Origin of the sequence: Nereida ignava, assembly GCF_001049735.1 — a bacterium.
Taxonomy (GTDB): Bacteria; Pseudomonadota; Alphaproteobacteria; order Rhodobacterales; family Rhodobacteraceae; genus Nereida; species Nereida ignava.
Genome location: NZ_CVPC01000013.1, coordinates 149,318 through 164,399 on the forward strand (window position 1 = coordinate 149,318; position 15,082 = coordinate 164,399).

13 protein-coding genes are annotated in these 15,082 nt (G+C 55.1%); 4 read left to right on the forward strand and 9 right to left on the reverse strand.

Annotated features, from left to right (window positions below; all coding sequences use genetic code 11):
- Window positions 1–74: 74 nt before the first annotated feature.
- From NIG5292_RS11330 to NIG5292_RS11350, 5 genes are all read right to left on the reverse strand, one after another.
- Complete coding sequence (locus NIG5292_RS11330; protein ID WP_048599646.1) at window positions 75–1,277, reverse strand: ABC transporter substrate-binding protein; 1,203 nt, start codon at window positions 1,275–1,277, stop codon at window positions 75–77.
- A gap of 3 nt (window positions 1,278–1,280) precedes the next feature.
- Window positions 1,281–1,901 carry a CDP-alcohol phosphatidyltransferase family protein gene (locus NIG5292_RS11335; RefSeq protein ID WP_048599647.1) on the reverse strand — a complete coding sequence of 207 codons (621 nt, stop codon included), beginning with the start codon at window positions 1,899–1,901 and terminating at the stop codon, window positions 1,281–1,283.
- A gap of 116 nt (window positions 1,902–2,017) precedes the next feature.
- Window positions 2,018–5,305: a translocation/assembly module TamB domain-containing protein gene (locus NIG5292_RS11340; RefSeq protein WP_048599648.1), complete on the reverse strand. Its 3,288-nt coding sequence runs from the start codon at window positions 5,303–5,305 to the stop codon at window positions 2,018–2,020.
- Window positions 5,305–7,098 carry an autotransporter assembly complex protein TamA gene (locus NIG5292_RS11345; protein WP_074842114.1) on the reverse strand — a complete coding sequence of 598 codons (1,794 nt, stop codon included), beginning with the start codon at window positions 7,096–7,098 and terminating at the stop codon, window positions 5,305–5,307. The genes NIG5292_RS11340 and NIG5292_RS11345 overlap by 1 nt, the downstream gene beginning before the upstream one ends.
- Before the next feature lie 171 nt (window positions 7,099–7,269).
- Window positions 7,270–7,452 (reverse strand): hypothetical protein, encoded by a 183-nt coding sequence (locus tag NIG5292_RS11350; RefSeq protein ID WP_048599649.1) that lies wholly within the window; start codon window positions 7,450–7,452, stop codon window positions 7,270–7,272.
- 1 nt (window position 7,453) lies between these two features.
- Between NIG5292_RS11350 and NIG5292_RS11355 the strand changes: the two genes are divergently transcribed.
- Both NIG5292_RS11355 and NIG5292_RS11360 read left to right on the forward strand, forming a co-directional pair.
- Window positions 7,454–7,783, forward strand: a complete 330-nt coding sequence (locus NIG5292_RS11355) for a substrate-binding domain-containing protein (RefSeq protein WP_048599650.1) — start codon at window positions 7,454–7,456, stop codon at window positions 7,781–7,783.
- Between the two features lie 6 nt (window positions 7,784–7,789).
- Entirely contained in the window at window positions 7,790–9,097 is a 1,308-nt protein-coding gene (locus NIG5292_RS11360) for a GH1 family beta-glucosidase (RefSeq protein ID WP_048599677.1), read from the forward strand.
- Here the strand turns inward: NIG5292_RS11360 and NIG5292_RS11365 are convergent.
- The 4 genes from NIG5292_RS11365 to NIG5292_RS11380 form a co-directional block, all read right to left on the reverse strand.
- Window positions 9,064–10,164 (reverse strand): alpha-hydroxy acid oxidase, encoded by a 1,101-nt coding sequence (locus tag NIG5292_RS11365; RefSeq protein WP_143081984.1) that lies wholly within the window; start codon window positions 10,162–10,164, stop codon window positions 9,064–9,066. The genes NIG5292_RS11360 and NIG5292_RS11365 overlap by 34 nt on opposite strands.
- The gene (locus NIG5292_RS11370; RefSeq protein WP_048599652.1) at window positions 10,164–11,162 is read right to left on the reverse strand and encodes a zinc-dependent alcohol dehydrogenase; all 999 of its coding nucleotides are present in this window, start codon (window positions 11,160–11,162) and stop codon (window positions 10,164–10,166) included. Before NIG5292_RS11370 ends, NIG5292_RS11365 begins: the two co-directional genes overlap by 1 nt.
- Before the next feature lie 70 nt (window positions 11,163–11,232).
- Window positions 11,233–12,540, reverse strand: coding sequence for a histidinol dehydrogenase (gene hisD, locus NIG5292_RS11375; RefSeq protein WP_048599653.1), 1,308 nt, complete (start codon window positions 12,538–12,540; stop codon window positions 11,233–11,235).
- 146 nt (window positions 12,541–12,686) lie between these two features.
- Window positions 12,687–13,235, reverse strand: coding sequence for a PAS and helix-turn-helix domain-containing protein (locus NIG5292_RS11380; protein ID WP_048599654.1), 549 nt, complete (start codon window positions 13,233–13,235; stop codon window positions 12,687–12,689).
- 63 nt (window positions 13,236–13,298) lie between these two features.
- On the opposite strand from NIG5292_RS11380, the gene NIG5292_RS11385 reads away from it, so the two are divergent.
- On the forward strand, window positions 13,299–14,624 hold the full coding sequence (locus NIG5292_RS11385; RefSeq protein WP_082136695.1) for an acetylornithine deacetylase/succinyl-diaminopimelate desuccinylase family protein: 1,326 nt from the start codon (window positions 13,299–13,301) through the stop codon (window positions 14,622–14,624).
- Window positions 14,625–14,645: 21 nt separating this feature from the next.
- The coding region (locus NIG5292_RS11390) for an IS1380 family transposase (protein WP_048599655.1) at window positions 14,646–15,082 on the forward strand (437 nt) is incomplete at its 3' end.

Below are 15,082 nucleotides of genomic sequence, written 5' to 3' on the forward strand. Positions count from 1 at the left end.
CATGCTGCAAGCGTAGCTTGGCGTAAAAAACGCCCCGCAAGGGGGCGTTTTAAGGGAGGTCATCCACCCCATACTTATTGCGCAACACCGTAACGCGCGGCCCAATCATCAGCCAAGCGTGTAGCCCAGCTTGGGTGTGGTTCCGGCAGGGCTGTGCCCAATTCTGCTGGCGACAAAGTGGCCACGCCAAGATCAAGCGCGTCAAATGCAGCGCGCTCATCCGTGCTAAGCGCATCCATATTCAATACCGTGCCATAGCCCAATATATCAGGGTTTTGTGCGCGGGTTTGTGCTTCGGCGGACATCAAGAAGTTCGCGACTACCATTGCGCCCTCAGAGCTACCTGAGTTGTAGGGAATGGCGACAAAGGACGCATTGCCCAACGTGCCTTTGTCCAACACGAACGTACGCGCAGTGTCTGGTAGTTGAAAGTTTGCAATCGCCGCAGAGGCTTCACCCGGCGAAAACGAAATCGCTAGGTCGACTTCGTTATCAGCGATCAATTGTAATTGGCGCGGTCCGGTTTGCGGGTACGCTTTGCCTTGGCGCCACAAGGTCGGCGTGAGCGCGTCCATAAAGTCCCACAGCGGTGCGGTAACCTCGTCATAATTATCGCCAACTGGCGCGCTCAGCACAGTTGTGTCGTCCAGCAAATCAATCAGCGCTTGTTTGAGAAATGTCGTGCCCAAGAAGTCCGGCGGTTGCGGAAACGTAAAGCGGCCCGGGTTCGCAGATGACCATTCCAAAATAGCCTCCATTGAACCAAGAGGCGCAGCTAAGTCTGCAGTATCATGGATGAAAACCACCTGCGCCATTGCCCATGGGCTCTCCATGCCATCAGTAGGAACCGTAAAGTCAGACTGAACAGATTTGCCTTGCGCATCGACAAGTGCCCAATTCGGCAGGCTTTCTGCAAAGGGCCCGAACAACAAATCTGCATCTTTCATCGCTGCAAAATTGGCACCGTTGATCCAAATCATATCAATCGCGCCGTCCTCATTCTGGCCCGCTGATTTCTCAGCAAGAACGCGCGAAACCGCATCCGCAGTGTCGGACAGTTTTACGTGCTCAAGTGTAACGCCGTAGTCTTCGGATACACGCTCCCCGACCCATGCAATAAAATCATTGGTCTGCGTTGATCCGCCCCATGCATTCCAATAAACTGTTTGGCCATTGGCTGCGGCCGTCACCGCATCCCAGTTTTCAGGGTCAGTTTGAGCAATGGCTGTGGTGCTTAACGCGCAAAATGCCAGCGCAGCGGTACGGAGTATATTCATTAATTAGTCCTTTGTATGTGACAGGAATATCAGTGACGCAGCTCTAAGACGCAAGCTTGCTGTCAGAAAACACAGCCCGCCGAATAGCCACGCGCCAATCGTAAAATAAGTTGGAAACAAACAAAGAAGAACGAAAAACACAATCGTCTCGGTCCCCTCAAGAATGCCATTAGAGTAATAAAGTGACTTTTGACCCTGCGCAGACGTGCTCTTGCCGTGCCGGTCTGCCAACATCGCATAGCCAAGAAAACTAGCGCCATTAAAATAAAAACTCGTCAGCAACCATGCACCCGCAGCGCCATTCGCCAACGGATCATGCCAAACAAAGGCCATTGGAATGAGGCCGTAAAAGAGAAAATCGCAAGCAATATCGAGATACCCACCGAAGTCGGTTTTGACACTCGCCCGCGCAACCGCGCCGTCCAAACCATCCGCGATGCGCGACGCTAGCAACAAGATAAGACCTGTCCAGAAAGCCCCAAAAGCGATTGCAGCAGCAGCCAAAGTGCCAATCCCAAGCCCCACCAAGGTCACCGTGTTGGCCGTAACACCGCGCGCAGCAAGCGTACGCCCCACCGCGTTCAGCGCAGGGTCAATCAGCGGACGTATGCGCGCATCAAGCATGGGCACCCTTTTCAAAAGACTGGCTTTTCAGTGCCCCTAACCCGTTAAAGATGCAACTCTTGGCACGAAGAAATGACAAAAATGTGTAACTGCGGCCCACATTTAGGGTGGTCTGCTTAATAATCTTTTTCAAAGAACAGACCAATGCTGCTTTTGCCGTCACTACTCACACTGCCCCGACCAACCAGATTACGCGTCAGATCAATGTTGAGGGAAACTGCGGATTCATCATCCACTTCCACCTCAGTATAGACGTTCTGGGAGACATATTTTCCCGCGCGGACCGCGACACTGCCGTCGTCATCAGTGGACACATCAAGGTCATCTAACTCAAGGCCACGCCGTAGTTTGGCGACCACTCCTTCGCCGCCGCGTCCCTGCAAACGGCGCACAGCCGTGGCAAGCTGCAGCGCTTGGAATGCGGACAGCTGATCCACGCCTTTTTCGAAAAATATCTGTGCAAGCACCTCGTCAGGGGCTGCTGCGGGGGTCGCCTCAAAGGTCACTTCAGGATCGCTTGCACGGCCCGATAAGATCACGCTTGCTGTGCCCGCTCCGGTTTCTGTTGAGGCGACAAATCGAATGAATGGGTCAAAATCGCCGATAAGTTGCACCGATCCCTCATCAAGCACGAACCGCTTTGTTAACAAATCAAGGCGTCCACGCAACAAATCAAACCGACCCACAGAGACCAGCGCATCAGGCGAGCCCTGAATGCGCAATTGCCCCCCAAGCTCCGCGTCCAGACCGCGCCCCCGAACAAAAATTTGTTGCGGTGCGTCGATGCTGATGTCCAGTTGCAATGGTGAGTTACTTTGGGAAGGCGCATCCGCGCGGCTAAGTCCTGCGCGACGCTGAGTGGCTTCCGCACCTGCAGAAGCGCCGTGGTGAACAATCTCAGGGACAACCCCGAAAGACGTAAGACCAGTAGACGGGATCGTGACGTCGGTTTCCCCCAACACCAATTGGCCCGAAATACGCGGGCCCGCCGCCAACAGTCCTGACACATCAAGATCACCAGAAACCTGTGTGCGGTAAAGATCTGGGTCCAAAAAACCAATATTCTCAAGGCGAATATCCAGCTGCGCCCCCAGCCCTTTTGAAAGTGCGATATTGCCGTCAACCTGCGCCGCGCCACCCGTAGAGGCCTGCGCGCGCAGCTCAATTTGTGCCGTACTTTGAGAGACCCGAATTTGCCCCACGCCTTGTGTCAGGGCGATACCAACGCTTGGTGCCGAGATACGCAGATCATTCAGATCGATAGCACCGCTCAAAGCAGCAAGCCCCAATGGTCCTTGCAGCCGTGCATCCACGTCGGCGCGCCCCTGAACAGTGCGCGGTTCAATAAATGGATTGGCCAATTGCAGCGGAATTGTCCCGTCGATTACCAGATCAGCAATACCGTCTCGACTGACCGATCCTTGGGTATTTGCGCGGGCTCCAGCAGGTCCCAAAAGCGCGGTGGTGACCTCCCAATCACCACCGGCACTATCTGCCGAGCCAGTCACGTTAAGCGGGCCAGAAACGTTCGGAATGATCAGGCCAAGGTCCGCAAGCGTGCCATCAAAATTAGCCGAGGAAACTGTGCTTGAAAGCGATGCTGTGGCCTCGGCCGAAAGTTGCGGGTTGCTCAGAGAAAACTTCTCGAGTTGGGTTCCTGCCTCATCACGGCGCAAGTTTGCACTGATCTCGCTGGTCCCGCGCAACAAAACATCTGCCATCGGCTCACCGAGCCGCAAAGACTGGCCAGTGCCTTGTGCTACAACAGAAAACCGCCCACCTGCGTCTGCATTCCCGGTCATTGAAAATGCTGCAGCACCCGAAAGGGGCATGCTAGCGACGGCGCTGAACCGCGACAAATTATCTGCGCGTGCACTTACGTCAAAAGCGGTTTCAAACGCATCATCAAGGCCGCTAACACGTGCGGTTCCGCGCAATCCGTACTCATCACCGTCCACGGTCAAATTGCTTAACTCGAACGGTAGCCCTTGGGTATATTCGGTGAAAAAGGATGCGCGGACTGTCTCGCCCAAGGCTTCGTTAAGGCCAGCATCACCAGCGTCTAAATCCAGCGCTTCGAGAGCAAAGACACCAGCGATGCTGCCGATCGATGCCCCTGCGGGGACAAGTGTACCACCGCCTTCGATACCCAACCGCCGCGCAGAAACTGTATCGCGCGCAAAACGTCCAACCCCAATACGCGCTCGCCATGTGTCCGCTTTGGCACTGTCGTAATCAACATCCAAAGACACCCTGCCAACAGTTGTGGGAACACCTCCGATTGGCAGCAAGATCGGCGCACCAGATGATGTTTCAATGACACCATTTAAGTCAATAAATTCTGGCCACAAAGCCGTATTCAGGCGCAATGATCCATTTAGATCAAGGGTCGAGGTTTTCGCGTTCAGAGTATGAAGTTCAACCGCGCCACTTGCACGCCGCGTTCCGCGGACTTTAAGAGAAACGTCATCACCAAAAAACGTCTGATATTCCGGCAGAAACAGGGGCGCGACATCACCTGCAACATCCGCCACAAAGGCCAAATCAGATGCGCTGTCCGCCACCTCAAGACCTTCAGTGATTTGCATCTGTCCAACCGCATTTAAGGTAATACTGCCCCGAAGACGCTCAGTGTCGTTTGTGGCCAAAGCCAAACTCGCGCCAAAAGCATCCAGTGGCCCTGCACCTTGAATTGCAAGATCGACCGATGGGCTTTCGGGCAGGTTCAATGCCTTAGCCGCCAAGCCGCCTTCCCCCTCAGCCAACTGCAAATCTATACCTAAAACAGCATTTTCGTTGGCATATGTAACGGCCCCCTCGAACGAACCGCGCTGCCCATCTGTCCGATTGGCGTTGAATGTCACATCGATTGCACCATCGATTAGGGAAGCACTTGCCAATAAAGAAAGACGCGCAGGTGCACCCAAAACAGTCTCACCCAGAGTGATGTCAGGGGCTGTAAGGCTGCCAATTTCAATAGAAACGGGTAGTTCGGGCAAGCGGAACGGCGTGGCCTCTGCAGCTGGTAATCCGCTTTCTTCGGCATTGGGCAAGCGGAATAATTCGATCTTTTCGGCGGCTAATGTGTCCACACCGATGCGGCCTGACAAAAGCGCAGCGCGGCTCCATATTAGCGTTGCGTTTGAAATCCGCAGCCAAGTGCCATCAAAATCCGCGATCTCGATTTCATCAATTGTGGCCTCGCTTGATAGCGCCCCTTTGAAGCCGCGGATCGTGACCTCACGGCCCTCGCCACCCAAACTGCTTTCCAACAATCCAGCCAGATATCCGCGATCCTCATCGGACGTTTGGGCATGTAAGGGCACGCTGAATGCGACCACAATTGCCAGAAAAGATGCGAATAGCCAGCCACTTAGGCCCCACTTCCTCAAACCCCAGCCCATCAAAACGACTGTCCAATACCGATGTAGATTTGGAAGTCAGATGTAGGGCGCGGCCGATCAAGTGGGACCGCAAAATCAACACGAATAGGCCCGATACCCGTGTCATAGCGCAGACCAATACCCGCGCCACTGTGGCTTTCACCCTTTGATCCGGCTGTGCTTTCTTCGCTGATGGTGCCCGTGTCGATCAACCCAACAACGCCTAATGTATCCGTGGCCCGAAAACGTGCTTCAGCCGACAGCCCTAAGAAAGATTTGCCCCCCGTTTCCGCCGTTGAGCCACCGCCGACGGGTACGCCCAATGATTGAAAATCTTGGCCGCGCACAGTTCCGCCCCCACCCGAAGTGTAGAGAAAATCAGCCGGTGCCTCGCCGATGGAAGGTCCGATTAACGCGCCAATTTGGGCACGCAACGCAAAAGTCACAGGCCGCTCGGACCCAACTGTTTTATAGGCCCGCCCATCAAATGAGAACCGCGCCCCATCGGTGGTATCGTCCAAACCAAGATAAGGCGTCAGTCCAACATCTGCAAAATATCCGTCACGGGGATCAAGTTTTTCATCGCGGTAATCGAAAGTCACAGACAAGGGCACGGTAAGAAGTGTGTAGGTCTCGGAGCCGCGCGCATCGATTGTACTGGCGCGCTCAAGTCCCAAACCAAAAGTATAAGTTCGTTTCGGCGTCGCGTAGCGGCGAATGCCGGCCTCAAGGGCAAAACGGTCAACTTTTACCGTCACCGTATCAAGCGCTTCGAGTGCGCCATTTGCAAAGAAATCCGTGTCTTCGTTGAAAGTGGCGGGGCGGTTATACTCCGCGCTTAGTGCATAATCCTCGCCGCTGCCTGTATCGCCAATGCCCGACACGCGCGCACCAAGGCGCAGACGTTCTGCACCGCCAAAAAGATTACGGTGCAGCCAAAAAGTGCTTAGTTCAGCGCCGGCTTGGCTGGACAGTTCGGCACCAAAACCAAACCGGCGCGGGGCGCGGTCGTTTACTTGCAGAGCAAAATCAAGGCTGTCGTCGTCATTTGCGTCATCCGCCTCAACAAGTGCGATGGTGTCAAAAGCACCTGCGCGGCGCAGACGTGTCGTCACCAACTCCACCTCAATCGGGTCAAAACCCGCACCAGTTGGCAGACCCGCAATCGCCCTGATCCGTTCCGCACGCACAGCGGATGCACTCGAAAGTGACAGGTCCCCGAACGTGAGGTAAGGGCCTTTGTCGATAACAATAGCCACATCAAGAACGCCCTCATTGTGCCGCGCAGTGATTGACTGGCGCGCCACATCAGCTTTTGCATGTCCCCTTGCGCGCCAACCTTCGATGGTTTGCTCTGTGGCAGTTCGGATGCTTGAAAGAGACGCAAGTGCGCCGGTCTCGAAACCAATCAACGCATCAGTTTTGGGCGCAATTGGGGATATATCAGCCTGTCCCAACACGAAACTTGGCCCAGGGTTTACCGTAATTTGCACTTTAGAAATCTGGGGCGGCGCAACGGCGGCAGGAATGCTTGCGGCCTCAGCGCCATCAAGTTTGATCGACACCTCTGCCCCGTAAAACCCGTTTTCATAAAGGGCGGACACGACACGTGCGTAATCAGCCCGCGCTGCCCCTAAAATATCTTGGGCACTGTTTTCATCACGATTGCGCAGATCGCGCAACAGCGTCGCCGCGCGCACTGATTTGATCAGATCATCATCGCCACCTTCGACGCTGACCGAAAGATCAAAAGCCCAAATCGCAGGCGCACAAAAAACAGATACAGCAGCGGCAACCAACAAAGAACGCTTCATAATCACACCCAAACAGCCATCAATTTGCGACATCCAATAAAATGCAAAAAGGGCGCGCAGCAACAACGCTGCACACCCCTCTATCCCTAACAGGTCATAAGCGTTTGGCCAGTAATCTGTGGCGAGTTATCGCCGACACACGCCGTATACCCTACGCAAAATACCCGTGCACTACACCGGATATAAAAGCGAACGGCCCTGCGCGAATAAATGTGTCTTTGCAGCAGGCGCCGCCAAACGCAAAGACTGGCCGCGCAGCCCTTGATGAATGCCTGCCAATTTGGCGATGACCGGCGCGGCGTCCTTGGAAACTGGCTCAAAGTAAAGCTGTGTCACTTCGCCCAAGGCTTCCACGATGTTAACCCGTCCTTCAAAGACATATGGGTCACTTTCGGTGGGGATACAGCGGGCCGCACATGAGCTGGGCCTCAAGATCGGACGGGACCTTTCCGTTATTTGTTTTGATGACGCCCTTTCATACTTTCCAAACGGCAGCGGCGCGCCCTTGTTCACCGCAACCCGTTCGTCGGTGCGCGATGCGGGACGGCGCTGTGGCACACTCTTAATCGACCGGATTGAAGCCGCAGATGATGCGCCAGTCGTAACAGAATTATGGGAAGCCGAACTGGTTGTCGGCGGATCAACGGGACCCAATTTGGCGGGCATGCCCCGCCGCGAGGCTTAAAAGATGATGAAATTCAAACGCTCTGACTTTCCGCAAGATTTTATCTTCGGAACTGCAACCTCGTCCTATCAAATTGAAGGTCACAGCTTCGGCGGCGCTGGCCCAACCCACTGGGACACATTTGCCGCAAAGCCCGGCAAAATCCTCGATGGCACCGACGGAGCCATTGCATGTGACCACTACAACCGCTGGCAAGAAGACCTTGATCTGATCAAAGATGCGGGCTTTGACAGCTATCGCTTTTCCACCAGTTGGGCGCGCGTCATGCCCGAGGGGCGCGGTGCGGTAAACCAAGAAGGCTTGGACTTTTATGAGCGCTTGGTCGACGGCATGCTAGCGCGCGGCATCAAACCCATGGCGACCCTCTATCATTGGGAAATGCCTGCTGCCCTTGACGCATTGGGCGGCTGGCAGAATGCTGACGTCGCCGACTGGTTCGCGGAGTTCACCGACGTCATCGCAAAGCGCTTGGGCGACAGGTTGTTTTCGACAGCCACCATCAATGAGCCGTGGTGCGTCAGTTGGCTGTCCCATTTTGAAGGGCACCACGCGCCAGGCTTGCAAGATATAAAGGCAACCGCGCGCGCCATGCACCACGTGTTGAAGGCACATGGCAAATCCGTGCAGGTGCTACGACAAAACGGCGTCAAAGACGTAGGAATTGTATGCAACTTTGAAGGTACAATGCCCGCAGACGACAGCGTTGAAAGTGCCCGTGCTGCCGCGCGGTATGAGGCAATTTACAACCGCTTCTTCCTTCAGGGCATTTTTGAGGGGACATATCCCGAAGAAGTTTTGGAAGGTCTTGGGCCGCATCTGCCGGCAGGCTGGCAAGACGATATGGCTCTCATTCAACAGCCTCTCGAGTGGGTCGGCGTCAACTATTACACCGCCAAAGCATTTCGCGAAACAGACGGGCCGTGGCCATCTTGTGAAACCGTCCGCACAGGCGCAGACACAACCCACATGAACTGGGAAATCCACCCCGACCACCTGACCAAACTGCTCAAATGGATCGCAGATACCTATACCAAAGACCTACCGCTTTATGTGACCGAAAATGGCATGGCGGGCGAACACACGCTTAACGACCAAGACCGTGTTTCTTACTTGAACGGGCATGTCTTGGCCGCAAAATCAGCAATGGACGCGGGTGTTCCTCTCGGCGGTTACACGTTTTGGTCTTTGATGGATAACTACGAATGGGCCTTTGGATATGCAGAGCGCTTCGGACTTGTTCATGTGGATTTTGACACGCTGGAGCGTACGCCAAAAGTAAGCTATCTGGCCTTGAGGGATGCAATGTCACAGTGACCCATCTGCGCCATTGCGCTGGATAAATCGCTGCTGACGCCAGCCCAAAACTGCTGCAATCCTGCTTCTCCGTTTGCGGCAATTGCAAATTGCATTGCACGGCCAAAGAAGATGAAATCAGCGCCCTGCTGCAACGCTTTGGCCACATCTTCGCCCGATCGCACGCCGCTGTCATAAAAGAGCGGGTACGCCGGCCCCACAGCGTCGCGAATGGCCTTAAGGGCCAAAATGGGCGGCACACCGCCGTCCAGCTGACGCCCTCCGTGTGACGAAACTTGGACCGCATCAACACCCGCCGCCTTTAAAGCAACGGCATCCTCAACGCTGATGACACCTTTGGCCACCAGCCTACCCGGCCACGCGTCGCGCACTTTTTTAAGTGTTTCCCAATCAGCCCCCGCACGGCTTTCGGTGCGATCAAATGTAAACCCATCCCTTTGAAAATTAGCCATTTCGGGACGGCCATGGATCAGCGTTGAGATCGACCAACGCGGGTGCAGCGCGAAATCAATGAACTGCGACGCGCCAATTTTGAAGGGCATTTTGAAACCGCGGCGCAACTCGCGCGGACGGCGGCCAACCTCGGGCACATCAAGGGTCAGCACCAAAGTTTGATATCCCGCAGCCTTCGCCCGCTCGACCAGCGCCATAGTACCAGAGCCATCGCCGCTGTAATAGAGCTGAAACCATGCGTGCCCTTCTGACAGTGCCAGCATTGTCTCCATATCCGTTGAAGCAACAGTGGAAACACCAATCGGAACGCAACTTTTGGCAGCTTGACAGGCAAGAAAAACATCAGCCTTAGGCGCGGATAAATTACACATGCCCATCGGCGCGATGCCGAAGGGAACTTCGGCCCGTTGATCAAAGACAGTGGTGCTTAAATCACGGTGACGGACATCGCGCAGCACACGTGACTGTAGATGAATATCTGCCATAGCACGGCGGTTAGACGCCTCGCCCTCACCATTTCCCGCAGCGCCATCAATATAATCAAAAACCATCCAAGGCAGACGTTTGCGCGCCATCCTGCGGGCGTCTTCATAACTGTGAACAGTTCGGTCCATCATGGGATAAGCACAATTTTAGGGGCAGCGACTTTGCCTGCACGCAAATCAGCAAACGCCGTGGCGCCACCGGCCAAGCCCCGTGTCTCAATCCATGAACAATCACCCAAACGGCCCGCAAAAAGTGCCTCGGCCGTGGCCTCAAAATCCGCAGCGGTATAGGTGTAAGTTCCGATAAAACGGATTTCTTGAAGCGTCAGACGCCGCACATCAAGACCGCCAGTGTCTTCGCCCAACCCGATGTGAATGATCACGCCACCGGGCCGCGCAATCGCGCAAGCCGTGGCGCGCGTTGCCGCGAAACCAACGGCATCAAGCACAATATCCACATCGCCCACATCATCTGCAGAAGACGCAACCGTCATGTCGGATAAATGATCCTTCAGAACGCTGCGGCGCATTTCATTAGGTTCAACCACGGTAATGTCGCGAACACCCCACGCGTGCAATGCCAGCGCAGCACCAACGCCAATCGCTCCACCGCCCAACACGGCCGCGCAAAGATCCTTGCAACCCGTCTCAGGATTACGGCCCAACGCCTCGACAGCGAGGCGTACACCGTGCCAACCGCACGCAAGCGGCTCTACCAACGAGGCCACGGGAAAACTTACATGATCCGGCACTGTAACCAGATTTTGCGCGGGCATGGTCAACCACTCGGCAAATCCACCTTGGCGAGGCGGCATCGAAATGATCTGACGTTCAGCGCATAGATTAGTCTGCCCGCTGCGGCACGCCTCACACGCACCACATGTGACCAGCGGGTTTACCGTCACACGCCGCCCATCCATGTCACCGCCAACAACGGTTCCCGCTACTTCATGCCCAAGAATCAACGGTGCGGGCCGGCGCGCATCATGACCCAGATACGCATGCATATCCGAGCCACACAGCCCACATGCCGCAACTTTAATCAAGGCATCACCGGCGGTGGCAACAGGGGTGGGGACCTGCCGCAAAGCGACAGTTTCAACACCTTCATAGACCAATGCTTTCATCGCCCCTGCCCCCAGATCACCAGATGTCGTGGACAATTAAATGCCCAGCGTTGGTGCTACGCTAGCGCGCTCAATCCTGCGCGGATAGGTCAAAGTTTTGCTCGGGGAAATACTTCTGAAGGCGTACGTCCGCAGACCGCGCATGCCCTTCCATTCCCTCAAGCCGTGAAATTCGTGCCGTCGCAATCGCAACATCCTTGGCACCCTCACGGGTTGAGCGCTGCCATGTGACGATCTTCATGTACTTATGAACGGACAGCCCACCTGTATATTTCGCGGCTCCAGAAGTGGGCAAAACGTGATTGGTTCCTGATGCTTTATCGCCGAACGAAACAGTCGTCTCCTCGCCCAAAAAGAGCGACCCGTAGCACGTCAGCCGGTCAAGCCACCAATCAATGTCAGCAGCCTGTACTGTCAGGTGTTCGGGCGCGTAATCATCGGATGTTGCCGCCATTTCTTCGCGATCATCACACACGATCACTTCGGCATAATCACGCCACGCCGCAAAGGCGTTATCGCGGTTAAGTTCTGGCAAGTCCTCAATAAGACCCGGCACCAAATCCATCACTTTATGCGCCAACTTGCGACTGTCTGTGACCAACCAAACCGGCGAGTTATACCCGTGTTCGGCCTGTGACACCAAGTCTGTCGCCACGATAAACGGATCAGCAGTTTCATCGGCCAAGATCAAACTATCCGTCGGGCCTGCAATCATATCGATGCCCACGCGACCAAACAAAATGCGCTTGGCTTCAGCCACGAACTGATTGCCAGGACCAACCAAAATGTCAGCCTTTGGCAAACCAAAAAGGCCAAACGTCATGGCCGCTACACCCTGCACGCCACCCATCGACAAAATGCGCGTCGCACCACACAGCTGGGCCGCGTAAATAATAGCAGGTGCAATGCCTTCATTTGGGCGGGGCGGGGAGCAAACAGTAATGTTTTTGCATCCAGCCACACTTGCGGTCGTCACGGTCATGATCGCACTTGCGATGTGGCTGTAACGCCCGCCCGGCACGTAGCAGCCAGCAGTATTGACCGGAATGGCCTTTTGACCCGCGATCAAGCCAGGGCGCACCTCAAGTTCGACGTCTTTCATTGTGCTTTTTTGCGTTTCAGCAAAGCGGCGCACGTTCTCATATGCAAAAGCAATGTCATCTTTCAGCTTTTGAGAAACCTTGGCGCAGGCCGCCGCAATATCTTCTTCGCTAAGCAAAACAGGGCCATCATAATTATCAAATTTAGCCGCATATTCCAAAGCAGCCGCATCACCACCGGCCTCAATATTCGCCAGAATTTCCTGAACCGTATCGCGTACGTCAGACGCCCCAGTTTCCGCGGTTTTATCGGCTTTTTTCAAATAGTCGCGCGCCATTTTTGTCGGGTCCTTCAGCATTTAGGGGTACGTAATTTGACGCTATAGGGCGTTATATTTCAGCCCAAGCGCAAGCAAAACCTTCCCTGCAGCGGCTCATTTCACGTTAGCAAAAATGTGTTTTGAGAAGGTCGAAAATTACGGCCCTATTTACCGCGCATCATCATGCGGGCGACCAATTCAGAGGCACGTTTAACCCCGTGGCGTTTGATCATTCGCGCGCGGATATCCTCGATTGTGCGCGGCGATAGCTCTAGGGTCTTTGCAATTTCCTTGCTCGTCATTCCCTGCCCCATGAAACCCAAAACCTGCCGCTCACGCGGGGTGAGTTGCACCAAATCAGAACGCTCACTTATGGCAGCATAACTCAGCACCAGCCGTGCAAGCGGATCATCCGGCGTCAGGCTGCGGGCACGAAAACGGCTCCAAACCGTGTGACCATCCTTGTGTAGCACGAGACGTTCATCGCTGTACGTACCGCTTGTTTGCAGCGCGGTAAGACCAATATCACGGATCGCCTCAAACTCGGCGTCTGAGCCGTAAAACATACGAAAAGACTGGCCCACCAAGCTATTTTTGGAATACCCTACAAGTGTCGCAAAGGCTTCATTGCACGCACGAATGACACGCCCCTCGGACAGGACCAGCCCGATGGGAGCCGCATCAAAAGCAATTTGAATGTCAGCGCTCTGCATGTTTTTTAGCTACCCGTATTTATACGGTATTGATACCGTGTTTTTTGCTGTCATACTCAAAGAATGGATCAGCAAAGCAAATCACTATCCCAACTTACCCAAGTTATCGAGGGCAAGCGTGACGATCTGATCCAGCTGACGGGCGATCTTATCCGTATCCCAACGCTAAACCCACCCGGTGAAAACTACCGCGATATTTGTGATTTTTTAGCAACCCGTCTACGCGCCTCGGGGTTTGACGTTGAGCTGATCCGCGCCCACGGCACCCCCGGCGACTGTGGGGCCTATCCGCGCTGGAACATAATTTCCCGAAGAAATGGAAAACACACAGGCGACTGCGTTCATTTCAACTCGCACACGGACGTGGTTGAGGTCGGCAAAGGATGGACCCAAGACCCCTTTGGCGGTGCGCATATCGACGGCAAAATCTATGGGCGGGGCGCCTGCGACATGAAAGGCGGACTAGCCGCTTCAATCATCGCAGCAGAAGCTTTCATCGAAGTATTTCCAGATTTTCACGGGGCGATTGAAATCTCTGGCACTGCAGATGAGGAATCTGGCGGCTATGGCGGCGTCGCGTATCTAGCCGAAAAAGGGTACTTCACCCCCGAGCGGGTGCAGCACGTCATCATCCCAGAACCGCTGAACAAAGACCGCGTATGCCTAGGGCACCGCGGCGGCTGGTGGGCCGAGATCGAAACGTTTGGCGAGATTGCCCATGGCGCGATGCCGTTCTTGGGCGATTGCGCCGTGCGCCACATGGGCGCTGTGCTCGACAAATTTGAAAGCGACCTGTTCCCCGCCATGGCTGCGCGCCGCACCGATATGCCCGTGGTGCCCGAAGGTGCCCGGTCATCAACGATGAACATCAACTCCATTCACGGTGGCCAAGCTGAAACACTGAAAGATAGCACCGCGCTGCCCAGCCACTGCGTGCCCGACAGTTGCCGCATCGTCATTGACCGCCGTTTTTTGGTTGAGGAGCCTCTGGATCAGGTGCGCGGTGAAGTGAAAGGGCTGCTGGAAGAGCTGCGCCGCGACCGGCCCGATTTTGACTACGCTATGCGCGAGCTGAACCATGTCCTACCCTCGATGACAGACCGTGATGCGCCCGTAGCCGCGACCGTGGCTGCTGAAATTGTGCATGTGATGGGCAAACCCGCCGAGTTTGTCGCCTCGCCCGGCACATACGACCAGAAGCACATCGACCGGATCGGCAAACTGAAAAACTGTGTCGCATACGGCCCCGGCATTTTGGATCTGGCGCACAAGCCGGACGAATACGTGGGCGTTGATGATATGATCGATAGTATTAACCCGCATTTCCCAAGTAACTTGACGTTTTCGCGCCTCCAACGGCCACTAATGTGTTATATTTCAGTATGTTAATTTGGCTGAAGGTGGTGGATTATGGATCACCCAGAGGGTGCACGCGAAACGGGTGATGGGCGGCTCAGTTTTGACCGCCGGGTCCGGCTGGAGTTTCATGGTTCCAAGATCAGCTCGGACGGTGGATTACTGTTGTTCAGGGAATTGGATGAAGTGCTCGGCCTGCACGACATTGCGGGCGGATTTCTGAGAGACACGCGAACTGGCCACAATCGCCTGCACTCACTGGTCGGCTTGTTGCGCCAGTCGGTCTTTGGGCGGCTGGCCGGATATGATGATGTTAATGACGCGGACCGTTTATCGCTTGATCCGGTGATGCGGCAGGTCGTTGGAGGGCGTGCCGTTGAGGCCAAGGCCGCGTCTGCGAGCCAGATGGGACGGTTCGAGACCGAGGTGTTGGCGGCAACCGACAATCGCACTGTGCTGGCGGATTTATCAGGACACTGGATCGACCGGGT